Source organism: Alteromonas sp. BL110 (genome assembly GCF_003443615.1).
Taxonomy (GTDB): domain Bacteria; phylum Pseudomonadota; class Gammaproteobacteria; order Enterobacterales; family Alteromonadaceae; genus Alteromonas.
This window is the reverse complement of record NZ_CP031967.1, coordinates 1,640,629-1,667,034: the sequence shown is the minus strand read 5'-3', so window position 1 is coordinate 1,667,034 and position 26,406 is coordinate 1,640,629. Positions and strand designations below refer to the sequence as shown.

General features: G+C 43.5%; 21 protein-coding genes, 1 tRNA gene and 1 pseudogene. 11 read left to right on the top strand and 12 right to left on the bottom strand.

Annotated features, from left to right (window positions below; translation table 11 throughout):
- The first annotated feature begins 67 nt into the window (after positions 1-67).
- On the top strand, positions 68-931 hold the full coding sequence (glpG, locus tag D1814_RS07225; protein ID WP_118490910.1) for a rhomboid family intramembrane serine protease GlpG: 864 nt from the start codon (positions 68-70) through the stop codon (positions 929-931).
- Between the two features lie 205 nt (positions 932-1,136).
- On the opposite strand, the gene D1814_RS07220 is transcribed toward glpG, so the two are convergent.
- A complete protein-coding gene (locus tag D1814_RS07220; protein WP_118490908.1) occupies positions 1,137-1,550 on the bottom strand; it encodes a flagellar basal body-associated protein FliL in 414 nt (137 codons plus the stop codon).
- 148 nt (positions 1,551-1,698) lie between these two features.
- Between D1814_RS07220 and D1814_RS07215 the strand changes: the two genes are divergently transcribed.
- The 4 genes and pseudogenes from D1814_RS07215 (at position 1,699) to D1814_RS07200 (ending at position 3,970) form a co-directional block, all read left to right on the top strand.
- A complete protein-coding gene (locus tag D1814_RS07215) occupies positions 1,699-2,268 on the top strand; it encodes a chorismate--pyruvate lyase family protein (RefSeq protein WP_118495335.1) in 570 nt (189 codons plus the stop codon).
- Positions 2,265-3,125 carry a 4-hydroxybenzoate octaprenyltransferase gene (gene ubiA / locus D1814_RS07210; RefSeq protein ID WP_118490906.1) on the top strand — a complete coding sequence of 287 codons (861 nt, stop codon included), beginning with the start codon at positions 2,265-2,267 and terminating at the stop codon, positions 3,123-3,125. The genes D1814_RS07215 and ubiA overlap by 4 nt, the downstream gene beginning before the upstream one ends.
- A gap of 277 nt (positions 3,126-3,402) precedes the next feature.
- Positions 3,403-3,663: pseudogene (locus tag D1814_RS07205) on the top strand (type II toxin-antitoxin system RelE/ParE family toxin); the annotation flags it as partial.
- A gap of 1 nt (position 3,664) precedes the next feature.
- On the top strand, positions 3,665-3,970 hold the full coding sequence (locus D1814_RS07200; RefSeq protein WP_071816592.1) for a helix-turn-helix domain-containing protein: 306 nt from the start codon (positions 3,665-3,667) through the stop codon (positions 3,968-3,970).
- 112 nt (positions 3,971-4,082) lie between these two features.
- On the opposite strand, the gene ubiK is transcribed toward D1814_RS07200, so the two are convergent.
- Positions 4,083-4,334 (bottom strand): ubiquinone biosynthesis accessory factor UbiK, encoded by a 252-nt coding sequence (gene ubiK / locus D1814_RS07195; RefSeq protein WP_012516595.1) that lies wholly within the window; start codon positions 4,332-4,334, stop codon positions 4,083-4,085.
- A gap of 111 nt (positions 4,335-4,445) precedes the next feature.
- On the opposite strand from ubiK, the gene rep reads away from it, so the two are divergent.
- Positions 4,446-6,461, top strand: coding sequence for a DNA helicase Rep (rep, locus tag D1814_RS07190; protein ID WP_118490904.1), 2,016 nt, complete (start codon positions 4,446-4,448; stop codon positions 6,459-6,461).
- Between the two features lie 31 nt (positions 6,462-6,492).
- On the opposite strand, the gene D1814_RS07185 is transcribed toward rep, so the two are convergent.
- Together D1814_RS07185 and D1814_RS07180 are read right to left on the bottom strand one after the other, a co-directional pair.
- The gene (locus D1814_RS07185; RefSeq protein WP_118490902.1) at positions 6,493-9,093 is read right to left on the bottom strand and encodes a sensor domain-containing phosphodiesterase; all 2,601 of its coding nucleotides are present in this window, start codon (positions 9,091-9,093) and stop codon (positions 6,493-6,495) included.
- A gap of 104 nt (positions 9,094-9,197) precedes the next feature.
- The gene (locus D1814_RS07180) at positions 9,198-9,605 is read right to left on the bottom strand and encodes a c-type cytochrome (RefSeq protein WP_014947775.1); all 408 of its coding nucleotides are present in this window, start codon (positions 9,603-9,605) and stop codon (positions 9,198-9,200) included.
- A gap of 264 nt (positions 9,606-9,869) precedes the next feature.
- On the opposite strand from D1814_RS07180, the gene D1814_RS07175 reads away from it, so the two are divergent.
- Positions 9,870-9,946 (top strand) — tRNA-Arg (locus D1814_RS07175).
- An 86-nt stretch (positions 9,947-10,032) separates the two neighbouring features.
- Here the strand turns inward: D1814_RS07175 and D1814_RS07170 are convergent.
- Together D1814_RS07170 and D1814_RS07165 are read right to left on the bottom strand one after the other, a co-directional pair.
- Positions 10,033-11,280 carry an MFS transporter gene (locus tag D1814_RS07170; protein ID WP_118490900.1) on the bottom strand — a complete coding sequence of 416 codons (1,248 nt, stop codon included), beginning with the start codon at positions 11,278-11,280 and terminating at the stop codon, positions 10,033-10,035.
- Between the two features lie 21 nt (positions 11,281-11,301).
- Complete coding sequence (locus D1814_RS07165; protein ID WP_118490897.1) at positions 11,302-12,312, bottom strand: LacI family DNA-binding transcriptional regulator; 1,011 nt, start codon at positions 12,310-12,312, stop codon at positions 11,302-11,304.
- A 148-nt stretch (positions 12,313-12,460) separates the two neighbouring features.
- Here D1814_RS07165 and D1814_RS07160 point away from each other — a divergent pair, with 148 nt between their 5' ends.
- Positions 12,461-13,177 carry a glycoside hydrolase family 32 protein gene (locus D1814_RS07160; protein WP_118490895.1) on the top strand — a complete coding sequence of 239 codons (717 nt, stop codon included), beginning with the start codon at positions 12,461-12,463 and terminating at the stop codon, positions 13,175-13,177.
- A complete protein-coding gene (locus D1814_RS07155; RefSeq protein WP_118490893.1) occupies positions 13,167-13,883 on the top strand; it encodes a GH32 C-terminal domain-containing protein in 717 nt (238 codons plus the stop codon). Before D1814_RS07160 ends, D1814_RS07155 begins: the two co-directional genes overlap by 11 nt.
- 72 nt (positions 13,884-13,955) lie before the next feature.
- Here D1814_RS07155 and D1814_RS07150 read toward each other — a convergent pair whose 3' ends face one another.
- The 4 genes from D1814_RS07150 to D1814_RS07135 form a co-directional block, all read right to left on the bottom strand.
- On the bottom strand, positions 13,956-15,464 hold the full coding sequence (locus D1814_RS07150) for a tryptophan halogenase family protein (protein WP_025257072.1): 1,509 nt from the start codon (positions 15,462-15,464) through the stop codon (positions 13,956-13,958).
- Between the two features lie 193 nt (positions 15,465-15,657).
- On the bottom strand, positions 15,658-18,252 hold the full coding sequence (locus D1814_RS07145) for a TonB-dependent receptor (RefSeq protein ID WP_118490891.1): 2,595 nt from the start codon (positions 18,250-18,252) through the stop codon (positions 15,658-15,660).
- Between the two features lie 303 nt (positions 18,253-18,555).
- The gene (locus D1814_RS07140) at positions 18,556-18,975 is read right to left on the bottom strand and encodes a YeeE/YedE family protein (protein ID WP_118490889.1); all 420 of its coding nucleotides are present in this window, start codon (positions 18,973-18,975) and stop codon (positions 18,556-18,558) included.
- A 20-nt stretch (positions 18,976-18,995) separates the two neighbouring features.
- Positions 18,996-19,424 (bottom strand): YeeE/YedE family protein, encoded by a 429-nt coding sequence (locus D1814_RS07135; RefSeq protein ID WP_118490887.1) that lies wholly within the window; start codon positions 19,422-19,424, stop codon positions 18,996-18,998.
- Positions 19,425-19,703: 279 nt separating this feature from the next.
- On the opposite strand from D1814_RS07135, the gene D1814_RS07130 reads away from it, so the two are divergent.
- Both D1814_RS07130 and D1814_RS07125 read left to right on the top strand, forming a co-directional pair.
- A complete protein-coding gene (locus D1814_RS07130) occupies positions 19,704-21,473 on the top strand; it encodes a BCCT family transporter (RefSeq protein ID WP_118490885.1) in 1,770 nt (589 codons plus the stop codon).
- A 175-nt stretch (positions 21,474-21,648) separates the two neighbouring features.
- Positions 21,649-22,278 carry a hypothetical protein gene (locus tag D1814_RS07125; RefSeq protein ID WP_118490883.1) on the top strand — a complete coding sequence of 210 codons (630 nt, stop codon included), beginning with the start codon at positions 21,649-21,651 and terminating at the stop codon, positions 22,276-22,278.
- 119 nt (positions 22,279-22,397) lie between these two features.
- Here D1814_RS07125 and D1814_RS07120 read toward each other — a convergent pair whose 3' ends face one another.
- On the bottom strand, positions 22,398-23,558 hold the full coding sequence (locus tag D1814_RS07120) for an AraC family transcriptional regulator (RefSeq protein ID WP_118490881.1): 1,161 nt from the start codon (positions 23,556-23,558) through the stop codon (positions 22,398-22,400).
- Positions 23,559-23,840: 282 nt separating this feature from the next.
- Positions 23,841-26,393, bottom strand: a complete 2,553-nt coding sequence (locus D1814_RS07115; RefSeq protein WP_118490879.1) for a glycoside hydrolase family 3 protein — start codon at positions 26,391-26,393, stop codon at positions 23,841-23,843.
- Between the last annotated feature and the right edge of the window lie 13 nt (positions 26,394-26,406).

Here is a 26,406-nt window from a genome sequence, read left to right as displayed (position 1 = left end):
GGATTCCACGTTCTCGCACATCTTTATCGCTTCACACTCTTTTTGCTTTTGGGGTAACAACTAGCTTATGGGTCATCCTTTAATTGCGTTTAATCAGCAAAGTCCAGCGCACCTTCTCGCCAACTATTTAACTAGTCAGCATATCAACGCTAATGTAGTACAGCACGAAAAAGAGTTTGTGGTTGTGCTGGATAACAATGAGCATATTGACCGCGCAAAAGTTATCGCAGAAGATTTTTTAGCAAATCCAACGAACCCTAAATATCAGCAAGCTGCATGGGACAGTGGGAAGAACGTGCATCTGGCCCCATCAGGTAGCGGCTTTTCGTTAAGCAAAATAATGTCTGATGCTGTTAAGGCACCGTTTACCTCTGTGGTGTTTGTGCTGTGCGCAGCGGTGTACCTATTGTCTTTATTTGGGTTATTTGCCCCCATTGCACAGCACTTATTGATGCAGCCGTTTTCTGTGTTGTTACAAAATCACGAATGGTGGCGGCTGCTTGGCCCAGCGTTCATCCATTTCTCGGCACTTCACATCATATTCAATTTATTGTGGTGGGGCATGCTGGGGGCCAAAATTGAACGTACATTGGGCATAAGCATGTTGCTTATTGTTTTTCTCGTTTCAGCGACGGTTTCAAATGCCGCACAAGCGCTATTTAGCGACCCTGTACAAGGTAACCTATTCTTATTCGGGGGCCTATCTGGTGTGGTATATGCCGTGATGGGCTTCGTGTGGTGGCTAGGTTGGCTGCGCCCTAGTTGGGGCTTATCGCTGCCAAACTCTATTGTTGGCTTTATGCTTGTTTGGTTGGTAATTGGCTATGCCGACATACTTTGGGTAAGCATGGCGAATGCTGCGCATACAGCCGGGCTTATTTCAGGCTGCTTACTTGCCGCCATACTAAGCTTGGGTTCTGCTAAGCGTTAGTAGCTAGCCAGCGCAGGTCTTAGCTTAACTTAAAAAGGTACTAAAGCGTCTAGTATTGCAGTGTATGGGATGGGATTGCAGGTCGCGCTTACCGAGAGGATTAGCGTATTACACGCTAATGAAATACGGTAAAGCTGCTATAGAAAAAAAAAGCGAGCTCGTTAAAAGCTCGCTTTTTTAGTAGCTTCGGCGGCGGTTATACTGCTTAAGCACCCTGGTATAAATACTTAGTAAAAATAACGTTCTTAATTACTTCACCACCGGTTTCTTGTTTCATGTGCTCTTGAAGCGCTTTTAAAATCGCGCGGCGAATATCTTCACGACCAGTTAGCGATTTTACTTTTTCTGCGGGCTGCTGCCCGAAAATTTCAATGGCGGTAGAGCGTAGCAGCGGCATATGGTGCTCGGCAATTTCCAGTTGGTTCACATCATTAATCATCAACTCTACCGACACGCGAACATAACCTAGCTTCTGCGCGCTGTCGCTAATATAGTTGGTAACAATCTCTGGCTCTAAGCCCAAATAAGCATAATTGGCTTTATCTTGCGCCAGCGCTGAATTGCACCCTAAAACAAAAAAACTAACCGCAAAAACACGTAAAACTAGTGACTTAAACATAGTGGAGTCCGAAACACCAAAGTAATAAATTCACTTGGTAGTGTAGCAAATCTCTGATCAAACACACTACTGCAAAAGTTTAACCAAGTGAAAATATTCTCACATGACGTGTTATCATACTAACAGATTCATTATTCGGGCTTTTCGTGTGAGTTTTAATGCCACTTTTCCAGTGGGTTTGGCGGTTGACTGGCAAGCACCTTCTGGCATCACAATTCCTAATGCGCAGCTTAAAAACTGGTTGTTAGACACAGGGTCATTAACCGAGCGAGTGCAATCCTTAAGCGACCATTTTTCACTGGAGCTTATTGGGCAGCGCGCGCAAATTCCTCACGACAACGAGCTATCGCTTTTACACAGTAACGGCAAAACCAGCTATCAAGCCCGCGAAATTCTGCTGTGCGGTAACCATCAGCCCTGGGTGTTTGCACGCTCTATTATCCCTCAAGCATTTGTAGACAGAGAGCTTTCTGACTTAGGATGCGAGCCGCTGGGAAAACGCTTGTTTAACGACTCACGGTTCACCCGCTCAGAATTTCAATTGTGTACTGCCCAAGCTTTCCAGTTTGGCATTAACAGTAACCAAACCTTATGGGGAAGACGCTCGTTGTTTACGTTGGATAACTACAGCATGATAGTGGCAGAAGTTTTTCTTCCACATTCTCCGGTTTACGGTCAGTTAGCGACAAGCGAAAAGGAAAGCGAACAACAATTATGAAACACAATTGGAATGCATACGCGCGACTTATGCGCCTAGACAAGCCCGTGGGTATTTATTTACTGCTGTGGCCTACATTGTGGGCACTGCTAATGGCGGCGCAAGGTTTCCCGCCTTTAGGTATTATGCTTATCTTTGTGGCAGGCGTAGTCGTTATGCGTTCAGCAGGCTGCGTTATCAACGACTATGCCGACAGAAAGGTGGACGGGCGCGTAAAGCGCACAACACAGCGTCCGTTGGCAACCGGTGAAGTTAAACCTAAACAAGCGCTGCAGTTATTTGGCACACTAATCGCCATCGCGTTTATATTAGTGCTGTTTCTTAACTGGCAAACTATCGCATTATCTGTCGTAGCACTTCTACTTGCAGCAAGTTACCCCTTTATGAAGCGCTATACCCACTTGCCGCAGGTGGTATTAGGCGCGGCATTTGGCTGGGCCATTCCCATGGCTTTTATGGCCGTGCTAGAAACTGTACCAACGTACGCTTGGTGGTTGTTTATTGCTAACTTACTATGGACAGTAGCGTACGACACTATGTACGCCATGGTAGACCGCGACGACGATTTGCAAATAGGTGTTAAATCTACCGCTATATTGTTCGGTAAAAACGACGTGGTAATTGTAATGTTGTTGCAAGCCTGCGCGCTAACTATTCTGTGGTGTATAGGCTTAACAATCAATGCGACATGGCCTTACTACACAGCCGTGCTGTTTTCTGCTTTGCTATGCGTGCGTCAATATCAACTTATTAAACGCCGCCAGCGTGAAGGCTGTTTCACCGCGTTTATTGAAAACCACTACATTGGCTTAGCCATTACGCTTGGAACGGCGCTGCATTTTTATTTGGTAAGGTAAAACTTACCAACAGCAAACTTCAACCTGTACCAATGTCCCCTTATAACTTATTTATAGCCAGTCTAAAGTATTTACTCGCTTTTATAGGCACGCGCTTGACTCACTAAATGTTTTTAAAGTCGTGCACAAAATATGCTACTAAGTGTTATACTTTAGGTGTCGAATGGAATCTATACGCATATATAAATTGAAGTGGTTCAAGAGGTGGGCGAGTAAGGAAGGTTTATCAGACAGCTTGCTAAAATTAGCAATCGCAGAAATGTAACAGGGATTAGTTGACGCCGATTTAGGTGCAAACGTATATAAAAAGCGAGTACCTCTTTTGGGGCAAGGCAAAAGCAGAAGTTTAAGAACCCTCATAGCTTTTCAAGTGGATAATAAAGCCTTTTTTATTTACGGCTTTTCCAAAAGCACCCGCTCTAACATTAGTGTTAAAGAGATGAAGTCTTTAAAACTCTTAGCTAAAGAGCTACTGAACTACAGCGAGGAAAAGCTTAAGAAAGCTATTGATTCGGGTAGTATTGAAGAGGTGAGATAACATGAAAGAAAGCATTTTAGATGTAGTACATAGTACTGCAAAAGATTTAAGCGAAGCCGGAGTAATGGATAAGCAGACTATGCATAAGTTTGATGCATTATGTTTACCCAAACTCAAGCAATATGATGGACAGCGGATAAAAGCGATACGTGAAAAAGCAAGAGTAAGCCAAGCTGTTTTTGCTGCCTATTTAAATATTACGCCATCTACAATCAAGCAGTGGGAGCAGGGTAACAAAAAGCCACGAGGTACTTCTTTAAAGCTTCTGAGCCTTGTTGAGCAGAAAGGTTTAGAGATCTTGATGTAACGTTTCTTTTGTTCTGCGCTTTTGCAAAGACAGAAGAGCATTCTTTATTTTATCGGTTTCAATAAAAAAAGCGCCATGAAGGCGCTTTGAGTTTTCTATAAGCTGTGAACAACTACTTTTCTGCTAGTTTCGCTTCAAGCTCGGCAATGCGACTTTCCATAGCGTCTAGCTTTTCGCGAGTGCGAATAAGCACTTGGCTTTGAATATCGAACTCTTCGCGAGTCACTAAATCAAGTTTCGACAGCTGCGACTGCAATACTGTTTTCACTCGGCCTTCTGCTTCTTCAGCCATATTTTTAACGCCTGGTGGTACGGCATCAGCAATTTGTTTCGCTAAATCTTCGAGTTTCTTCGGATCCAACATGGAATTCCCTTATAATGCGCAGCTCAAAATATGAAAGCTATTCTATCGGTATCGTCGCGACATGCAATGAAAACCGTGTTACGCCCAAATGTACGTTGTTTTAGGAATTAAATGAAACTAAATGAAGCTCAAGAATCTGCCGTAACCTATGTGTCTGGCCCATGTTTGGTGCTAGCAGGGGCGGGCAGTGGTAAAACTCGTGTAATTACCAACAAAATTGCTCATTTAGTTAGAAACTGCGATATGCCAGCACGCTATATTGCAGCGGTAACCTTTACCAACAAAGCAGCACGTGAAATGAAAGAACGTGTGGCGCAGACCCTGGGTAAACCAGAGGCGCGAGGGTTAAAGGTATCTACCTTTCACACCATGGGTTTAACCATTATTAAAGCCCATGTAAAAGACTTAGGCTTAAAACCGGGGTTCTCACTGTTCGATGACAAAGACTCGTTTGCCCTGCTTAACGACTTAACCTCTGACACCCTAGATGGCGATAAAGATCAGCTTCAGCTACTGCAAAGCTGCATTTCGAACTGGAAAAACGACCTTATTCTGCCCGATGCGTTATTAAAGTCGGCAACCAGCACGGGCGAACGAGAATTTGCAGAAGCCTACAAGCGCTACCAAGACAACCTAAAAGCCTATAATGCACTAGATTTTGACGACCTTATTCTGCTTCCCACACTGCTTCTAAAAAGTAGCGAAGCAATAAGAGCAAAATGGCAAAGTAAAATTCGCTATTTGCTGGTGGATGAATACCAAGATACCAACACCAGTCAATACGAGTTAGTAAAGTTATTAGTAGGCGAGCGCGCACGCTTTACCGTGGTTGGCGATGACGACCAGTCTATTTACTCATGGCGAGGTGCGAAGCCGCAAAACCTACATTTGCTGCAAGAAGATTTCCCTCGATTAAACGTGATTAAGCTGCAGCAAAACTACCGCTCGTCAGGGCGTATTCTGCATTGCGCGAATATACTTATTCAGAACAACCCGCACTTGTTTGATAAAACCCTCTTCTCAGAGCTGCAGTACGGCGAGCCGCTTAAAGTGATAGAGGCAAAGAACGAAGAGCATGAAGGTGAGCGAGTGGTGGCAGAGCTGCTGGCGCATAAGTTCATGAACCGTACTCAGTTTAAAGACTACGCTATTTTGTATCGTGGAAATCACCAAAGCCGTATTTTTGAAAAGCTGTTAATGAGTAACCGCATCCCTTACAAAATAAGCGGTGGCATGTCGTTCTTTGGTCGTGCCGAAGTGAAAGACATCATGGCCTATCTACGGCTATTAGTGAATCAAGATGATGATAATGCCTTGCTTCGTATCATTAACACGCCAGGGCGCGGTATAGGCCGCGCTACGCTAGAAAAACTAGGCAACTTTGCTAATAGTTTGGGCGTGTCTATGTTTGAAGCGGCTACCCACCCTAATTTAAATAGCGTGTTGCCTGATAAAGCCTTTCATTCCGTATCGACCTTTGCCCGTTGGGTAGTTGAGCTGTCGGACAACGCAGAGCGCGGGAACACTGCTGATGCAGTGCGCAGCATGATCCGCACCATGGGTTATGAAGAATGGCTTTATGAAACCAGCGCCAGCCCCAAAGCAGCTGAAATGGCTATGGCCAACGTAAGTACCTTGTTCGGCTGGGTTAACGACATGCTGGAAGGCAACGACCTAGACCAACCCATGACCTTAACCGAAGTAGTGAACCGCTTAATTCTGCGCGACATGATGGAGCGCGGCGAAGACGACGGGGAAGGGGACCAAGTTCAGTTAATGACCCTGCATGCCTCAAAAGGTCTAGAGTTTCCCATTGTGTTCTTAGTGGGCATGGAAGAGGGGTTACTTCCCCACCAAAGCAGTATTGATGAAGATAACGTAGAAGAAGAGCGTCGACTTGCTTATGTGGGTATAACACGAGCTCAGCGTGAGCTGGTGTTTAGCCTTGCCAAAGAGCGCCGTCAGTTTGGTGAAGTGATTAACCCAGAGCCAAGCCGCTTTCTATTCGAGCTACCTACCGATGATGTGCAGTGGGAAAACCAAAAGCCGAAAGCGACTAAAGAAGAGCGCCAGCAAAAAGCGCAGGTGGGTATTGCTAACCTAAGAGGTATTTTAGGGAAGAAATAGTATAGTTAGAAGCGAAAGTAAGTACTTACTGTTAGCCAGCTAACAATGCCATATCAAGCACTTTTGCGTGCTTTAATATCTTGCCCTGACCGTATGAACATTCAATTTCACTCAGGGCATCAAGCTGGGCCTGGGAATCCACTCCCTCTGCAATTACCTGAAACTTTAAATGTTCAGAAATAAGCATCACCGATTGAATAAGCTTTAAGTTACGCTGGGAGCGCGGAAGTGATTTTACAAATCGGTGATCAATCTTTATGAAGTCGAAGGGGTAGGCAAATAGATAACTTAACGAGGCTAATCCGCTTCCAAAGTTATCAAGAACAAGCGTTACGCCAGCGCGTTTAAGCTTTTTAATTGCCGGTAAGATAAACTGCGAACGCCGGTTCAAATCGTTCTCATCAAATTCAAACACAAGCTGACTTGGCGTAATATTAGATGCTGCAATTACATCTATCATTTGATTAACCATAGAAGCTTGTAGTAAATGGTTAATCGACACGTTAACCGCTATTTTGTTGATAGGCTCATCGGTATTTTTGTAGTGGTTCAGTAATGCACATGCTTTGTTGAGCTGAAATAAATCAAGGTCCAGCGTGAGGCCGCTCTGCTCAGCCACTTGTCTGAACTGCTCCCGGGCTATTTTGCCATAGGCCGGGTGAGACCAACGAATATACATTTCTTTGTAAAGCGTGCTGTTGTCATTTAAATCAATAACGGGCTGCAAAAAGTAATCGAACTCTTCTTCACGTAATGCACGTCTGAATTCATTTTCAAGCTCAAGTTCTTCTATCAATCTTTCGCGCATGCTTTTATCAAACATCACGTAGCGGCCACGACCAAGGGTTTTTGCTTGATACATTGCTGCGTCAGCGTCGCGTAATACTTCGTCGGCGCTGCGATAATAAGTTTCTAAGTGGGCGATACCTACACTGGCGCCGGAATACATTTCGCGACCATCCAGTAAGAATGGCTCTGAAATTGAAGAAATGATGCGACTAGCCACTTCTTCAACATCAGCTTCATCTTCAAAGTTATCCAGCAGCACAACAAACTCATCACCCCCTAAGCGAGCTAGTAAGTCGTGACCGCGAATGCACAGAGCAATGCGCCTTGCGACCTCAATTAAGAACTCGTCACCCGCATGGTGCCCTAGCGTGTCGTTAATAACTTTAAAGCGGTCTAAGTCGATAAATAACACCGCAAATAAGTTATCGCTGTAACGCTGCTTACTGGCTACCGCTAGCTCTAAGCGGCTTGTGAACATGGCGCGGTTGGGTAAATCGGTTAACGAGTCGTGGTGGGCGTCGTGAATTAGCTTAAGCTCAATTTCTTTACGCTCTTCAATTTGCTGCTTTAGAAACTTGTTCGCGCGGTTAAGCTCTGCAGTACGCTCTTTTACACGCTCTTCAAGCTCAATGTTATAGCGCTGCATCGACTCGGTGTTGCGCTTACGCTCAATGGCTACCGCAATATGGTGCGAAACAAATCGCAGAAGCTCTTGGTCGCGGGCATTGTATTTTGCCAGCTTGCCATAAGTTTGAACCGCAATAACCCCGGCTATCTCGCCTTCAACAACAAGTGGCGAACCAAGCCAAGAGTTAGCGCTATTTAGCATGGTCTGAGCGACAGACACATCAAGGTCTCCCGACTCTGCCAGTTCTAACACCTTTGGCGGGTTTACCAGCTCTGCTTGGCCCGTACGTAATACATATTCGGTAAGCCCTAAACCGAGCGGTCTGGAACTAATCTCTTTTTCCTTGGTGTCGCTGAAGTACGGAAACTCCAGCATTTCTTTGTCTTTATCGAGAATCGCTATGTAGCAGTTCGGGGCGCTAATAAGCCGTGCAAGAATATCGTGAAGGCTGGAGTAAAAGGCGTTCATGTCGCCTTCTAGGTTAGCCGCCAGTTCAGAGATTTCAAACAGCGCTTGCTGTAACGACTCGACTTTTTGTCGCTCTAAAATTTCTTCTTGAAGGTCGTCGTTAATTCTTCGAAGCTGGCGAGTACGTTCTCGTATGGTGCGCTCGGTAAGCTCTCTGTTTTTTACCCTATCTACCGTGGTGACGATATGCTGGGAAACAAAAAGCAGAACTTCTAAATCTTCTTGGCTGTAATGCACGCCTTCATCATAAGTCTGCACTACCATTGCGCCAATCACTTGGCTACCGCGTTTTAGGGGAACGCCCAAAAGTTCATAGGGCTGTGAGCCTACTAGCTTGATATCGTGCTCAGAGGCAAAAATTTCTTCTTCGTTGCGTTTGTAAAAAAGGTAATTGCCCGTTCTAAGAATATAGCCGGTCATACCGTCCATTAAAGCCTCAGCAGGAAGCTGAGGAACGGTTTGTTCGTCGAATTCATCAATAAAATAGGCAAAATCGACAACGTTGCTTTCGGGTTCGTAAAAGGCAACAAAGAAATTGTCGGCGTTCATGAAATCGGCAATGATTTCGTGAATAGCGGAGTAAAGGCGGTTAAGGTGGCTTACAGAGCTGGCTAATTCGGAAATATCAAAAAGCGCCTTCTGAACACGTTCAGCGCGCTTATATTTATCGGTGAGTTGTTGAAGCTGCGGTATGAGTTCGCGCAGTTCTTCTTCTGTCAACTCATGTTGCGTCGAATCTTGTGACATTCCGCTCGCCAGTAAAAAAAAGTAACGTTTCCCAACGGGTTAAATTACCCGATTAGTCGGTAAAACGCTACTTTTTCCATCAAGTTGTTGTGATCGTGTAGGTATTAGATACCTTCGATCATATACTCAATAGCGGCTTTGATTTCGTCATCAGAACAGTTGCCACAGGTACCGCGAGGAGGCATAGCGTTAATACCGTTCAGAGCATTTTGCCATACGCCGTCAAGACCGCGCTCGTCCAAACGAGGCTGCCAATCGGCTGCAACGTGAACCTTAGGCGCGCCCAGAACACCTGCAGAGTGACATGCTACACACGCAGAGTTATAAACGTCTTCGCCAGACTTTGCACCGCCAGCTGCGCCAGCACTACCTTCAGCTGCTGCACCAGCAACATGTACCTGACCTACCGGCTTAATGCGATCGGCAATTTCATCGTTACTCATTTCTTGTGCTTGTGCTGCAAAAACAGTTAGCGCAGTAGCAGCAACAGTTAACCAAGTCTTTAATTTCACATCTGTCTCCAGGCAATGATGAATTTGTTTAAAATATAACTGGCCAGATTATAACGGTTAATTGGGGCTGAACAACTATTTGAGGCCAATTACCCATAAAAAGTAAGGATTTTTAACACTTATGCCAAGCCATCTAAAGAGATTTTAATAAATGAGTTGAAGCCAGCCCGTAGCGTCAGTATTATTACGCCCCGTTTGCAGCATACGTGCAGTCGCGTATTCATTGTTGTAAACGCTCGGTGATTATCTCACTGGTTCTACAAACCGCCCTTAGCTCAGCTGGATAGAGCGCGGCCCTCCGGAGGCCGAGGTCAGAGGTTCGAATCCTCTAGGGCGGGCCATTTATTGAATATTCTTCGATCTATAACAGTACTTTCAATGCAGAGTTTATTCCCACACCCTTAAAAAACGTTTTAGCTACAATGGTCTACTTATATTGTGGTGAGAGCCCTAGCGGGTCCGCTCTTCTATCTGAAGAGAGCACAACTGCAGATACTAAAACGAAAAATAGTACAACGAGGCCTATGATTTTGTACGCATCAGCGAAGCCAATTTTGTCATACAGCATACCTAGTAATACTGATAAACCGCTTGCGGCAACTTGTCCCATGAATTGAAAGCCCACGATGTAAATTGTTGCCGACAGTCTTGCGTCAAAAATTGCGGCAATATATTTAAAAATGGCTACCAGCATAATGGGGAGTTCGGCGGCGTGTAGAAGTTTCATGGCTGAAATTGAAATAGGATCGCCGGCATAGCCAGAACCTATAATGCGCAACGCCATTATAGCTCCGCTTAATAATAGACCGTTTTTAGCACCGATCTTGTTAACAATGAAAGGCGCAATGAACATACCGCCAGCTTCAAGAAGAACTTGAAAGGAATTTAAGTATCCATACATAGAATTACCTTCAGCCTGGGTTGGAAATTGCGCTGCAAAGTAAACGGCAAATTGCTGATCGTAGACACCATAAATACAAGAAACACCTATAACCCAAGTCGCGAAAGCCCAAAATTTACGCTGACGAAATAGAGCAATAGCGTCACTTAATTTAAGCGCGTTAGCCTGTTGGTTAATAGCCGATTCCTTCGTAGTATTCTCACTTACCTTAACGAAGTAAAGGCAGGATAGAAATATGAGTGCACAAAGGCTGGCAAGCACAAAATTCAAGCTTGGGGATACATTAAAAATTTGACCTGTAAAAAACGTCGCTATCGCCCAACCTACCGAGCCCCACATACGGGCCTTGCCAAATTCAAATCCTGTCGTGCGTCCAACCCTTTCAATGTAGGTTTCGACAGCACCTACACCCGCAAAAAATGCGGTAGAGCAATAAAATCCACCAATGACTGCGCCTAGGTAAAGAGAATGCTTAAGTAATGGTGTGTATATATAGATAAAAAATGGGCCGCTGAGTAGCAGCATTACGCCAATAAACAAGAGTAAATTTTTACGCATACCTAATTTATCTTGCAGAAAACCGTAACAGGGCATTACGAAAAGAGCGGTTAAAGCATTAATGCTAAAAACTAACCCTGTCTCTGTACCGCCCAAACCAATCGACTGATTCAGCCAAATTGGGTAAATCGAAAAACAAAATGACCATGTTAAAAAAAAGCTAAGTATACAACCGCTCAGTAACCAGTAATTGCGTTTTGATATGGCATCGGTCATTAGTTTTCCTTGGTTTTGGTATTAGATAGCGCGGTGCGAATCACGCAAAAGTAATTGCCCGCTAATCTCTTGAATTTTGGTGTTTATTTGTAATGCTTTATCAATAGCTATTTGTGCGGCAATCTGCCCCATGTCAAAGTAAGGAAGGCTCACTGTAGTGAGTTTCGGCACAAGGTTTTCTGCAATCAATTTATAATTGTCGTAACCAACGACTGAAATGGTTTCAGGTATTTTGTACCCCATTTTTCGAATAAGCATAAAAACACGCATTGCCATTTTGTCGTTACCACAGCAGATCGCAGTAGGCCTTTCCGGCATAGACATAATGTCCTTTAAAATACCTTGGAGATTAGCGAACTCATCATCTGGGTTCTCACAAACACCCACTACAATCAATTCGTCTTCAACGCTAAGCCCCGCTTCTTGGTGCGCTTTTCTAAAGCCTTTTACTCGAAGAGGCGTTGCGGTCATCTCTTCAAATAATGTTAGGTAGGCAATTTTCTTATGTCCGGACTTGATCAGTTCATTGGTGAGATTGAACGCACCTAAATAATCGTCAGGTAGTATTGTTGGATGTCTCAAAATGCTTTCGTAACAGTTGACCAATATAAGCGGACATTTGTTGAACGACTCTTTAATGCTTACCTCTTTATGAGATACGGTAGCAAAAATAATTGCTTCGGCGCGTTGTCGCCTAAAATCATCGACAAGACGAGAAAAGCTTTTAACATTGCCACCTGACTCACCAATCATGAGTAATTTGCCGTGCTTTTCGCACTCGTGCTGGATTCCCGCAATAATGTCGAACGAGTCAGGGGTTGTAGTAAGGTTCTCGGTTATGAGACAAACGATGCCTTTTTCCTGTCCTCTCAACGCTTGTGCAGCAGCTGAAGGATAAAATTCTAACTCCTCCATCGCCTTATTTACCTTCAGCCTTGTTTTAGCGCTTACACCGTCATAATTGCTCAGCACTCTTGAAACTGTTTTAACTGATACACCAGCTTTTGCGGCTACGTCTTTTATAGATGACATGAATATATACTTCGATAAGTTTATGGAGACATAATTGTCTCACATTTGTTCGAATTTGTTGACAAACTGTTAAAATCAGTCATCATAATGACCAACGATAGACATTTAATCAAGTCTTTTTTCCCACATTCGTAATGATGAGTAAGTTATGCATAGTACCCTTCGCGAGACATCCCCATCGCAAAATGGCAAATGGGAGCCACACTTTCATTTTTACAAGTTTGGTCATTGGATAAATGACCCTAACGGACTGTTTTATCTAGATGGTAAATATCATCTTTTCTTTCAGCTAAACCCTGATGCAACTGTGTGGGGTAATATGCACTGGGGAGCTGCAGAGTCGACTGATTTAATTAATTGGGTGCACAAACCAATAGCGTTGTATGCTGAGCCAGAAGGTTTGGGATACATTTTCTCGGGTGGGGCAATAGTGGATGAAAAAAATACTTCAGGTTTTGGTATAGATAATGTTCCTCCAATAATTGCTACTTTCACGCAACAGTCTGTTAAAGAGGAGCAAGTACAGAGCATCGCCTATTCTGTAGATGGCGGTAATACGTTTAGCATGTTCAATGAAAACCCTGTGATTGCTAACCCTGGTATTAAAGACTTTAGAGATCCGAAGGTGGTTTGGTTTGATGGTCAAGACGGACAATACTGGGTTAAAGCTGTAGTCGCGGGGCATTGCGTACATTTCTACAAGTCTGAGAATCTCAAAACATGGACAAAATTGTCAGAGTTTGGTGAGGGCGTTGGCGCTCATGGCGGCGTTTGGGAATGTCCTGACTTGTTTCCTTTACTATGTGAAGAAACAGGGCAGCAGTTTTGGGTGCTATTAATCAGTATTAACCCTGGTGGGCCCTAATGGCGGATCTGCAACTCAATATTTCATAGGTAGCTTCGACGGTATCGAATTCGTACCGCAAGATGATGAAATTCGTTGGTTAGACCATGGTACAGATTGTTACGCAGGTATTACTTGGGATAATACACCAAACATACTTGAAGAAAGAGTGTATACAGCATGGATGAGTAACTGGGACTACGCAAATAATACCCCAGATGATACGTGGCGTGGTTCGATGACGCTACCTAGACGAATTAAGCTGGGTAAACGCAGTAATTCGTATCGGCTGTTGACGCCAGCTTTTCCAAATTTTAGCGAATATGGAACGCAAGAAGCAGATTTTTCGCGTAAACAGGCTCTACCTCGAGCCTACAAGCTTTCCTTAAATATATCGCCAAGCGAAGAGCAGACCGATATCGTATGGACTAACAAGGAAGGTGAGGTCTTTTCTATTTCTATTGATCTAAAAAGGTCTGAAATAACAGTTGATCGAAGCCAGACTGGTTTTTTTGAAAAAGGGTTTGATTCAGCGTCGACCATACCCATCGTGTTTGATACGAGCGATACTATTTGTTTAGAGATTTATGTTGACGCTTGTTCATTCGAATGCTTTTTTAACGACGGTGAGCAATGCATTACTTCGTTAGTATTCCCTTCATCATCTCTGAATAACGTAAATATTTCCGAGCATGTTACCAAGATTTCTCTAACGGACTTTACTTAGAAAATTAAGCGCTGCAATGTAATATTTAGTGGAGTCACTATACAAAATATTACGTTTCAGCGCTTATTCAAACTACATTTTACAGTAATTCTCTACGTAAGCGCCGTGTTCCGGCATCGACTTCGCGTTTACATCAATTATGTGTTTTATATCAGACATTCTCTTCTTCAGTTCTTGTTCCGAGTAGATGTCTGCATTTGCATCATACCCGCGAGAAGTAAGGCCCTGGCCAACCATAACTGCAAGCCAAGAATAACGGTTAAATAGCTCCTCGTTTTCTCTGAAGATCCGTCCTCGGCTTTCAAACAGCGAAAGCTTGCGTGATAAGCTATCTGGTATCTCCATGTTTTTGCAGAACTGCCAATAGCTTGAATCGGTGCGCTCTGTCACCTTGTAGTGACAAATTAAAAAGTCACGAATCTGTTGAAACTCGGTGACAGATTGCTCATTAAAGTGATCGATATCAATTTGTTCAAAATCCAAATCTGGAAACAGTCTAATGAGCCTAGATATACCAGACTGGATTAAGTGAATAGACGTTGATTCCAAAGGCTCTAAGAAACCAGATGATAGCCCGATTGCAACGCAGTTTTTCACCCAAAACTGGGCTCGATGTCCCGTTTTGAAGCTAATTTTTCGTGGTTCACCTACTAATTTTCCTTCTATATTTTGTAGCAGTGTATCTTGTGCACTTTGATCATCCGTGTGCACATTAGAATATACAATGCCATTGCCTGTACGTGATTGTAGTGGTATCCGCCATTGCCATCCGGCTTCTACAGCGGTAGAGCGGGTAAAAGGAGGTTGAGAAGTCAGCTTTTCACTACCCACGGCCCAAGCGCTATTGTTAGGTAAGTAGTGGCTCCAGTCGACGAAAGGTACCTTAAATACTTTATCTATAAGTAAACCGTAAAACCCTGAACAGTCGATAAATAAGTCGGCTTCTAAGGTTTGTCCGTTTTCCAATGTAATACTTTTTAAAAAGCCATTGTCATTTCGCAATGTAGTATTAACGACTTTACCTTCAATGCGCCTTACGCCCTTATTTTCTGCGATACCGCGCAAGTAAGAAGCATATAACGCGCTATCAAAGTGATACGCGTAGCCAATTTCAGATAGCGGCGTATTCTTCTGCTGAACGGGGTGTCTAAAGCGATGTTGTTTAGCTGCCATCGCCATTATGTTGTATTGATCTAAGGTGTCGCTGTGACCACAGGTCTGCAAACGTTGCCAAAACGCATGGAAACTCACGCCATCCATATCAACACCATATGGCCCGAAAGGGTGAAAGTATTGATGGCCCTTTTGCTTCCAATCAACAAACTCAATGCCTAATTTAAACGTGGCCTGAGTTCGGCTCATGAAATCTTTCTCTGTAATCCCTACGTGGCGATTAAATGTCTTTATGTGCGGAATACTTGCTTCGCCAACACCAATGGTTCCAATTTGATCAGATTCCACCAAGGTGATATCTACACTGTTTTTTTTAAGGGAGTTTGCTAAAGCAGAAGCACTCATCCATCCAGCAGTACCGCCACCAACTATGATTACTTTCTTTATTGCATTATCGGGTTTGCGCATATTTAAACTCTCAATATCAACCTGAAATATTCAGTGTTCTTATTAAATTCGTAAAATGTGCATAACGAAAAAAAGAGGACCAAAGGCCCTCTTTCACGCTCTTAAAACAAGAGCTACACACTGCTCTCACATGTCGGGTCCCACACAGACCCATAATGGAGAGACACACTTACACATTGCCATGTAAATTCATTTAGAAAGTATAGTTGATGCTTGCAACTGCACTTCTACCGCTAATTGAACGCATTCTCACATATTCATTAGTAAACGGCTCTGATGCACCTACAGCAGCATTCTCACCTTCAGTTAAACCAATTTCATCTGTTAAGTTGTTAACGTTAAGTGATACCGACAAGTCATCATTGAACCGATAAGTGGCAAACAGATTTGTTGTTAAATAACCAGGCATTACTAACACATTTTCATTTCGTACATATGAGTCAGTCGTGCCAACTATGTTTAGTCCTACCGTATATGACTCTGTATCGTAAGATGCTATAGCAGAATATACCCAATCTGCTTGGCGTTGCGGTACGTTTCCAACAAAGTCAGGGAATAAATCGTCGGCTGCAATCTCAGCATCTGTCCAGGTTACATTGCCAGAGAAGTTAAAGTTATTGATAGAGTAGAACGCTTCTACTTCGATACCTGAAGACTCATAATCGCGTAAAGATAATGGGCCGCCAGTAACACGGCTTTCGCCTACGACTTCTTGAGTTTCGGCTGAGAAATAAACGGCGTTGATATCTAAACTATCGAAACGATACTTAACACCGATTTCTAACATTTTTACTTGATCTTCAATGCGCTCATCGTCAATGTCACCCACTTTTTTACCAAAGGCTGAGCTATCTGGGTCGACAACATTCGCAGGTGTATAAACCAAGCCAATAAGACGTTCTGAGTTAGCGCGATAGCCTACAGAGTATCGGCCAAATACACTTAAATCAGTATCTACTAGGTAATTTGCACCAAGGGAATATGAGAAATAATCATAATCGAAATCGACAGCAAATTCAGGCTCAGGGTTATGTAAAGACACCTGACCTTCTACGCCCTCTATACTACCGTTGTTATTAACATCAAAGTCTGTAACACGAATTGAGTTAGCATCGAGCGAACGAGAACCCGTAGTGCGCCCTGAGTCGTAACGGAGACCCGCATCAAACGTGAAGTCACCACTGTAATAGGTAGTATTCACATAAAAGGCATCAATCTTCGTATCTAAATTGAAGCCCCCGTTACAGCAATTTCCCCATTCAGCGGGGCCATATGAAATTAATCCACCGCTAGTCAGGGTTTCTCCGCTCACGTCGTCTACAACATCAACATATGCAGTGTCGCCACCACCTTCAACTGATGTCAGATACGAAGGCCAACTCTGAAAGTTCTCAATTGCTTGTTCTGAGTGATACCAACCTGCGTGCACTTCTAACTCAGAATCATCAGATAAAGAGAATACCTTGCTCAAGTCTAAGTTATTCATCAGGTTGCTTAAATCTTGCATCTCTGTATTAAACGTGTGGATAACAGCCACAGATGTATCGGGCGCAAGTGCTTGACCTGTATTGGGGCCCGTTGCATAAATATAGCTAAAGTCTGTTCGACCTTCTGAGCCTGCTAGATAGTTTCCAACGAACGCGCCACGGTTGTCCTGGGTGCCTACCGAAGCAGGGAAGGGCACCACAAACTCACCGCTTATATCGGCCGTTTTAAAGCGGTTTAATAATGCCCAACCGCCGCCAATGTCATCTAAACTGGCTTCAAAGCCAAATTGCTTTACGTCAGATTGCATGCCGTCTGAAAGACGCTTTTGCACCACATTATTTTGCTCATCCAATACCTGAATAATATCTGTATGAACGCTTTGTAGGGTATCGCCATTAGCCGAGTAACCCGGAATAGAGCTATATGACGGATTCGCATTTGTACCACTTACGAACATAGGCGTTGGCATATAACCCACTGCACGGTCGTTAAGTATTTTCATATTACCGCGGATATAACCGCCATCAAATTCTTTCGTAAGGTTAGCCTTGATTTGACCACCTTTGTTAACATCATATCCAGCTTCACGAGGGCCTTCACCTACTCTGTAAAAGCCGCCGATATGGCCATACCAACCATTTTCCCAGTTATGACCGGCTTCAAAATCTAATCGAGTAGTATCGTAAGTTAGCCCTTTGGTAAGTCTTACTGTGCCGCCGCCTTGCTCACCCGTTTTACTGATAAAGTTGATAACACCACCGGGTGAGTTACTGGCAAGTATCGATGCCGAACCACCTCGAATAGCTTCAACTCGTGCTACGTTTGCGTCTGCTCTTAAAAAGATATCCGCGTTAGCAAAAGAGATATCGCCAAACTCTAATACTGGAAGGCCGTCTTCCCAAAGCTGCAAGAATTTTGCACCGCCAGAAGCTATTGGTAAACCGCGAATTGCAATGTTCGCATTACCGTCACCACCGGACGCTTCTGAACGGACTCCTGGAATCTGTCTAAGTATTTCAGCGGTTGTACGAGATACTTCAAAAACTGGGCTGTCTGAGTCTATGCTAGAAATTGATACTGACGACTCTAGTGGGTCTACGCTTCCCCCTGGCACTGCAGTAACAAAAATTCGTTCTATTTCTTTTTCTGGTTTTTCCGGCACTTCTTCTTGTGCATAGGCTAGGTTGCCCATTGCTAACATGCTTACCCCCGTGCATGCGAAAAGTGAAGATACTAAAATAGATAAGCGCTTTTTCTGAAAATGCTTTGTGTTGTGTTGACTTGTTTGACGATGACCCATGAAGCCTCCTGACAGACCTTGTAATTTTGAGTGTGCTTTTTACACCGAAAACTGCATACCGTAATAATGTGCATATTTATGACCAACGATGGACATTTTACAAATCTTTTACTCGTTTGCAACAACAAAATGAAGCATTTTTTTCTTTATATTTAAATTTATACTTTTGATTAATAAAACAGAGGCTAACGAATGACGCTTTTTTCTGTACGAAAGCCTCTCATAACTTCGCAAAAGCTATGGATATTTTCAGCTTGAGGAAGAGGGCGGGGCAAGATTGGTGTCTGAGGCTACAGAGATAGATTAATTGGCCTTTGGTTTCAACCAATGCTGAGCCAGCATACCAACAATCATGGCACCTACAAACAACAGCACGTCAGTTTGAAGCGAGGCAATCGCCACTACAGCAGGGCCTGGGCAGAAACCACTGATTCCCCAGCCAATACCAAACGCGGCAGAGCCTAATATCAACTTTGCATCAATGGTTTTGCTGGTAGGGATATCGAATTTATTCGCAAAAAGCGGTTTACTGCGCTTGCGTACCCAATACATACCTGGTGCAGCTACTAAAATAGCGCCGCCCATTACGAACGCTAATGTGGCATCCCAATTAGCGCTTAGATCTAAAAAGTTCAGCACGCGGGCAGGGTTGCTCATACCCGATACAATAAGGCCGAAGCCAAACAGAAGCCCGCAAATAAGCGAGGCGATAATTGCTCTCATAACATTCTCTCCTCGGTTACTTACAGATGTCTGATAATTGTGGTGGTGAGTACAGCCGCGCTCATAAACGTGAGTGTGGCAACAATAGAACGCGGGGATAGCCTTGAAAGACCTGCAACGCCATGGCCCGACGTACATCCAGAACCAAGGCGTGTACCAAAGCCCACCAACAAACCAGCCACAACCAACCATGCCGAGCTCATTTGTGTTTGAACCTGTAAATTACCAACAAACACCATGTAAAGCACAGCAGCTAATACAACTCCTAATAAAAACGCCAGCCGCCAGTAGCGTTCAATGCCGCGCTGTGTCATCGCGCCTGCTGCAATGCCCGATATTCCGGCAATACGACCCAGTGTATAAAGTAGAAGTACCACTGACGAACCAATAAGCAGCCCGCCTGCTAACCCAGCTAACGGTTCAAACGGTGTTGTTGTCCAGCTTTCCAATGCGCTCTCCTTTAAAATTCACCAATAAAAAACGTATAACACACGCCTTTATATAATAATAATCTAATGTTTTATATTCTACGTTTATTCAACCAAGAAGTCTGTTCATTCAATCGCGTAAATACATCCATCTGACCCGTTTCAGTGTTTAATTTATTAACCGGCCAAACGCTGTAATAAACATGCATAACATAATTCTGATAAACTGTTTTAAAAGATTGTCCGTTTAAAGCTTCATTGCACAATGGCATCGATAAAAAGTAAAACAAAGGATCGTGTATGAGTAGTAATACCCGTGATACGGCCTCGCCGAAGGTCTCCACTGAAAAGGAAAGCGCGTTTAGCGTAATTGATAAGCCAACTTTCTTTGGCTCTCTTATTCTTCTTCTTTCTGTCACCCTTCCTCTTATCATTTGGCCCGACCAAGGCGCACAGTGGGTAGCCTCAGCCAAAGAATTTGTTACCAGCAAGCTGGGCGTTTTATACCTATTGCTAGGTGTAGGCGCAGGTGGCTTCATGGTGTACATCATGTTTAGCGACATTGGCCAAATAAAACTGGGCGAGCCTGAAGAAAAGCCTGAGTTCTCGGCCGTATCTTGGGCCGCCATGCTGTTCTGTGCCGGTATTGGGGCGTCTATCTTGTACTGGTCTATGATTGAGTGGGTGTACTACTACCAAGCACCGCCGTTTCACATAGAGGGCGAAACCCCTGAAGCCGCAAAATGGGCCGCGGCCTACGGTATATTCCACTGGGGGCCGTTAGCCTGGGCTATTTACCTTATTCCTGCGGTACCTATTGCCTACTTCTACTACGTACGTAATCACAGCGTACTTAAAATATCCGAAGCCCTTATGCCGGTAATCGGCGAGAAAATGGCCCACGGCTGGTTAGGTAAAATTATCGATATCAGCTTTATTTTCGGCATGCTAGGCGGCGGGGCGACAACGCTTGGTTTAGCTGCACCTATGATAAACGAAGGGGTACACGAACTATTCGGGGTTCCAAAATCGTTAACTACGCAAGTAGTGGTGCTAATTACCTGTACCGCTATATTTGGTTACAGCGCCTATGTTGGCCTTAAAAAAGGCATTAAGCTGCTGTCAGACATTAACTTTTGGCTGGCGGTTGGTTTGCTGTTGTTCATCTTTATTGTGGGCCCAACTTTGTTTATGGCCAACACAGGTTTAGATGCCTTAGGCCGTGTACTTAGCAACATCATAAAAATGGCCACATGGCTAGAACCCTTCGCCGAGTTTAACGGCTTTGAAAACACGCACTTCCCGCAAGACTGGACCATATTCTACTGGGCATGGTGGCTGGTATTTGCACCAAGCGTAGGCTTATTTATCGCGCGTATTTCAAGGGGCCGTACCATCCGTACTATGGTGGCGGGCTCTATGTTCTTCGGTACCATGGGCTGCTTCTTATTCTTCATGGTAATGGGCAATTATGGCCTGTACCTACAGCTTTCAGGTGAACTAGACGTAGTCACCATACTTAACCAACAAAGCCCAACGGCGGCCATTTTTGCCATGCTGCATACGCTGCCTATGGACTACCTAGTTATCTTTGTATTCACCTTATTGGCGTTAATATTTACCGCCACTACCTTCGATTCTATTTCTTACATTCTAGCTGCTGTAGTGCAAAAAGAAGTAGACGAAGAGCCGCTGCGCTGGAACCGCTTATTCTGGGCCTTTGCGCTATCATTCATGCCCATAGTGCTTATGTTTGTGGGCGGGCTAGAAACACTACAAACCGCATCAATAATAGGGGGCGTACCGCTATTAGCTGTTGCCTTTATGTTGTGTATTGCCATTGTGCGGGCCGCAAACTACGACATGCGTTACCAGCCCGACTACTCGGTAAAAGAAATCAATATTGGTGAGTTCCCAGACGACGACCCATGGAGCGCAGAAGGCACGTGGGATATTGACGATGAAGGTGAGGAAGCCGAAGAAGAGGTACCTATAGCGGCAAAACCTAAACCTCGGGAACCAAAAGATCACATTGAAGGCGACCCGCACAGCAGGCCATCGCGGCTATAGGTTTTACTGGTTAAGTCATAAATAGTGATTAAGCTATTAAGCAAAGCGTTGCCGAAGGGTGGCGCTTTTTTCATTTTGAAACACCACAATTAACTTTCACGAACGGCTTGCTGTGTTAACGTAGCGACCACAAATAGCCCTGTTTTTTAGCAACAACTTTCAGATAAATAGCAGCATGTCAGTAAAGAATTACCAAAAATTCTATCAGCCACTAAGGGCCGTAAACTCAGAAGACTTCGGCTGCTGTTTTTACTGCGGCTGCGAAACCGCCCGCCAAGACTATATTCCGCCCATAAAATTCATACACGACTGGCAAAGCGGCCATCTGCAGGCCGACTTCATTTCCGTACCTTCATGTAACGAATGCTTCGACCTACTAAAAAACGAAAACAACGGCACCCTAGAACCCAGAATAAACACCTTAAAAAAGCGATTGGCAGTAAAGTACAAAAAGGCCATTAGGGTGTTTAACCATTGGAGCATGGAAGAAATAGAAGAAATGGACGCCGCATTTCAAATAAGCCTAAAAGGCGGTATGCGATTGGGCAAAGAAACCCTTTCACGCCTTCAATTTCCTGGGTTCGACTATGAAGTAAACGGCAACATAACGCGGGTAGCAAAACCACAGGGCGAAGTGCTCAAAGTATTCGATGAAGAATTTAGTAGCTTTAGAGAAGCGCTAGCCTTTGCCAGCGCTACCTACAAAATAAAAAAAAGCCGACTAAGCCAGCTTTATTTCGACAACGATGAAAGCTTTGATAAGGCGATTGAGGCTTTTCATGGGCAGGTTGAGGGTAAGCCATGAAAATTTAACTGTTACTCCTCAAAAGCAAAGTGTTTCAGTGGTCAATTTACTCATAGAATTTTGTTTTTTACTATTGTAGTCAACTGGTCTGAATAATTAGAACAAATAAGTATCTGCAATTAAGAGTTGTTACTATGACGTTTTCTAAATTCTGAGGGGGTAATCCCTTCTTTTTTATTAAAAAAAGTATAAAAAACTGACTTACTATTGAATCCCACGTCAAAGTAAATGTCGGTAATAGATTTGTTTACGTCCTCTACCAACAAAGTTTTAGCTTCTTCAATTCGGTAATTGTTAATAAATTCGTAAAAATTCATTTGAAAATGACGATTTAAAGTAACTGATAAATCTTTAGTTGAAACGTGCAGTTTTTTGGCCAATTCATCAATGGTAATATCTGATAAAAGATAAGGCTTTTCCTTCCGCATTATAGTTTCTATCCGTTCAATATAGACGGGTTTGTACACACTCTTTTCGTCAAAATTCTGATTTTCATCTGTTGTTGGAATGGGAATAATAGAATGGGATTTAGTTACACTATAAAATAATAAAGAGACTACTAGCAAAAAGGTAATGTAGTAAGAAAGTAGACCTATACTAATAAACGTTTCTACTTCAATTGCATAGCTAAGATTGATGACTTTCAATATGCTTAAAAAAGCTTCTGTGAGCATAATGGCCAAAAAACCTATAAGAAGTAAACGAAGCCAATTTAAATCAATAGTTGAAATATCCGCCCGCTCTTCTTTATGACGTTTATGGTATCTAGCGATTAAAACAAAGCAACCGATTAAGTAAGCTAACCTGAGGAGCTTAATAGAAGTATCAGTGGCAACATAGTGCCATGTGCTATACAGCCCCCAATTCTCAATAACGATTTGTTTTGCGATGTCACTAAGGCTGTAGTAATTAAAGATCAAATAGATGGCGTATAGGAAGAAAGGAATAAGGTGCACTAAATATTTTTTAGAAAATTTGAAATCACTAAACACCGATGACTTAATATAAAAGTAGAGCAATACTGCATCTAGACAATACGCGAGACTACCTACAAAAAGTATATTTGGCGCAAATTCCAAGGCTTCAAAACGAAACTTTTCTCCGAAGAAGGTCAACTCATGAAAAGCTATAAATGCGTGGGAAATTAAGAATGCTGCGAGTAAGTAAGCGCTATTATCATTCATACGGTGACTGGATAACAGCATTAAGGAAAACAAAATTGACAGAACAATAGTCATTACTAATGTGATGTCATTTAAGTTAAATACAACGCTACTCATAGAGCGTAACTACACATTTAAACGTCGACATAGGCGTAATTAAATAAAATCCTTCGAAAGGTGTCCACTGTACACCGCAATAATTTGTCAGAATATGTGAGTAATGAATCCGCTACCGATGCTATCGTAATTTTCAATCTCAACCAACGAATTTGTTGATAGGGAAGTTACCAATACCAATTACGATATATGCTCTAGCAACCTGCTGAAAACTTGTCCCAAGATATTGCGTTATTCTAAGAACAAGTTTTCTTTATCAGTTGTAGCCAGCTATCCGTTAGCTCAATTACAGCTAAATGTCGCTTCATCGGAAGGCTGCGGAATGAACCCTATTTCCGATAGTGATATTTGCATTGCACCTGCAGATTCTAATGAAAAAGGCGACACTAAGCTATCAAACTTAATACCCATTTTCGCAAAGCACTGCAAGTCAATATTCAGAGGATGCCACTCGTCAACCGGCAATGCATCGACTATTGAGCTGATATCTAGTCTCCCACTGCAACTGCCTGCGTCGTCGCCAAAACTTTCACAATTCATGGCGATGTAGACATTGTCGCTAGGTTTCTTAGTCACTTTGATTAACATTGATATTGTACTGCCAGCCAAAAATTCTTGGTTGAGGTCTTCCTTAAAATGACTTTCACTGACTATTTTCACACCAGACAATTGATTGCCATCTAAATTAACTAAAAACGAATCCTCTTGGACCTCTCTATCCACAGTGCGAAAAGTTAATCCGTTTAATTGATGAGAGTTAGAATTAACCGCAATTTCTTTCTCACCAGAAAATAAATGCATTTCCCATGGTTTGTGCATAGCGCCTGTATATAACATTGTGCGCTGGGTTTGATTTAAATTCAGCTCGACTTGCTCAGACAGATTATCAGCTAACAGGTTTTCATCTTGGTAGGTTAACCCAAACCCATAGGGTAATAGCGGCGCATAGTCTAAATCACCATGGTTTACAGTGGTTTGCTGAGCAGATTTAGGCCAAGAAAAAGATAGTTTACCTTTGAAATCGTGTTGAATGGATCCATCCGGATTTGCGAGTATTACTTCGGCGATACCATCTCCTTCAGAGCCTGGAAGCCAAGCAGCAACGAATGCGTCTGAAGTATTAAGTTCGGCGTTAACCCACATTGGTCGTCCCGATATGAAAACCGCAACCACGGGGATTCCTTGTGCTTTCAGTTTCTTCAATAGGGCGAGGTCTCGTTTGTTTCCTTGTTGATAAGCCAAACTAGCTCTGTCGCCATGCCCTTCTGCATAGGGTTCTTCGCCAAATACCACAATGGCAACGTCGGGCTTATTGGTAAAATCGCCGTGCTCATTTAGCTCTACCTGCCCACCAGCTGCATTGATCTGCTTACTTAACCCCGCAAATATTGAGCTTCCCCCTGGGAAATCTGCATTGCTATTGTTAGTGCCTTGCCAAGTAATCGACCAGCCGCCAGATTGTTTGCCAATGTTATCTGCTGCATCACCGGCAATCAGAATTGTCTGCTTCGGATCTAATGGTAGCAAGTGATTTTTATTTTTTAATAAAACTAAGGACTCGCGAACCGCTTGTCGTGCAACTTCTCTATGGCTTTTATGACCAATTAATTCGCTTTGCCCAGAAAATTTGCGCTTTGCTGGGTTGGGCTTATCGAATAATCCCGCACGCACTTTAACTCGTAAAATGCGCGTAACAGCGTCATTGATACGCGACATTGGAATAGTGCCGTTTTTAACCTGAGCTATGGTATTTTCGTATAAAGGAAGCCACGCACCTGTTGGCACCATGAAAATATCCAATCCTGCATTAACGGCTTGGGGGCAACTTTCATTGCTGCAATTTTCGACTTGGCCGTGGCCATTCCAATCACCGACAACAAACCCATCGAAGCCCATCTGTTTTTTAAGTACCTCGGTCAATAAATACTGATTACCGTGAATTTTATCGCCTTGCCAACTATTGAACGAAGCCATTACAGACTGAGCGCCTGCGGTTAGGCCTCCCACGTAACCCTGAGCATGGATATCAAACAATTCTTGTTCGCTACTGATATTGTCACCTTGGTCATCACCATCTAAAGTGCCACCATCACCAATAAAGTGTTTCACCGTACTAATCACTCGGTTGTCTGACAAAAAGTCTTTATTCGCCTCTCCTTGTAACCCCTTTACAATGGATGCGGCATAGTTTCTGACAATTTCAGGGTCTTCTGAGTAGCCTTCATAGGTGCGTCCCCATCGATCATCGCGTACCACTGCTACGGTAGGTGCAAAAACCCAATCAATACCAGTGGCCATTACTTCAGTGGCCGTAATGTTTGCAATTCTTTCAATTAAATCCGGATTGTTGGCTGCGCCCAACCCGATGTTATGAGGAAATAAAGTCGCGCCAATGACGTTATTGTGACCATGCACAGCGTCAGTTCCCCACATAGTAGGGATAGTTGTGCCATCTAAGCTGTCATCCACGGAGGCTAAATACATTTCGTCGGCCAACTTAACCCAATCATCGGCGCTGGAATGTTTCTTGTTGTTTGGGAAAGCTCCGCCACCGTTTAGATAAGAACCGAAGCCATATTTACGCATATCGGCCACTGATATATCGCGTATTTCTGGCTGAATCATTTGCGCGACTTTTTGCTTTAGCGTCATCGTCGCCAATATTTGTTTAACTTGTTCTTCTACCTGTGGGTCTTGCTTCACCGCAATATCCAATTTTGGCCATATGTCAGCGGCATTTTTGGCAGAAGGTGTTTGTGAATTATTTTCACTTTTACATGCAGCGAGACCACACACCAAGCTTAGGATTACACTTATAGTTATTAGTTTACTCATGTTCGTTTCCAAT

Bases quoted from the DNA above. Each gene is read 5' to 3' on its own strand.
- D1814_RS07115 (WP_118490879.1), bottom strand. From the start codon at position 26,393: ATGAGTAAACTAATAACTATAAGTGTAATCCTAAGCTTGGTGTGTGGT.
- ubiK (WP_012516595.1), bottom strand. From the start codon at position 4,334: ATGTTGGATCCGAAGAAACTCGAAGATTTAGCGAAACAAATTGCTGAT.
- D1814_RS07150 (WP_025257072.1), bottom strand. From the start codon at position 15,464: ATGCGCAAACCCGATAATGCAATAAAGAAAGTAATCATAGTTGGTGGC.
- D1814_RS07130 (WP_118490885.1), top strand. From the start codon at position 19,704: ATGAGTAGTAATACCCGTGATACGGCCTCGCCGAAGGTCTCCACTGAA.
- D1814_RS07220 (WP_118490908.1), bottom strand. From the start codon at position 1,550: ATGTTTAAGTCACTAGTTTTACGTGTTTTTGCGGTTAGTTTTTTTGTT.
- D1814_RS07145 (WP_118490891.1), bottom strand. From the start codon at position 18,252: ATGGGTCATCGTCAAACAAGTCAACACAACACAAAGCATTTTCAGAAA.
- D1814_RS07165 (WP_118490897.1), bottom strand. From the start codon at position 12,312: ATGTCATCTATAAAAGACGTAGCCGCAAAAGCTGGTGTATCAGTTAAA.
- D1814_RS07120 (WP_118490881.1), bottom strand. From the start codon at position 23,558: ATGAGTAGCGTTGTATTTAACTTAAATGACATCACATTAGTAATGACT.
- D1814_RS07140 (WP_118490889.1), bottom strand. From the start codon at position 18,975: ATGAGAGCAATTATCGCCTCGCTTATTTGCGGGCTTCTGTTTGGCTTC.
- ubiA (WP_118490906.1), top strand. From the start codon at position 2,265: ATGAAACACAATTGGAATGCATACGCGCGACTTATGCGCCTAGACAAG.
- D1814_RS07200 (WP_071816592.1), top strand. From the start codon at position 3,665: ATGAAAGAAAGCATTTTAGATGTAGTACATAGTACTGCAAAAGATTTA.
- D1814_RS07125 (WP_118490883.1), top strand. From the start codon at position 21,649: ATGTCAGTAAAGAATTACCAAAAATTCTATCAGCCACTAAGGGCCGTA.
- rep (WP_118490904.1), top strand. From the start codon at position 4,446: ATGAAACTAAATGAAGCTCAAGAATCTGCCGTAACCTATGTGTCTGGC.
- D1814_RS07185 (WP_118490902.1), bottom strand. From the start codon at position 9,093: ATGTCACAAGATTCGACGCAACATGAGTTGACAGAAGAAGAACTGCGC.
- D1814_RS07170 (WP_118490900.1), bottom strand. From the start codon at position 11,280: ATGACCGATGCCATATCAAAACGCAATTACTGGTTACTGAGCGGTTGT.
- D1814_RS07160 (WP_118490895.1), top strand. From the start codon at position 12,461: ATGCATAGTACCCTTCGCGAGACATCCCCATCGCAAAATGGCAAATGG.
- glpG (WP_118490910.1), top strand. From the start codon at position 68: ATGGGTCATCCTTTAATTGCGTTTAATCAGCAAAGTCCAGCGCACCTT.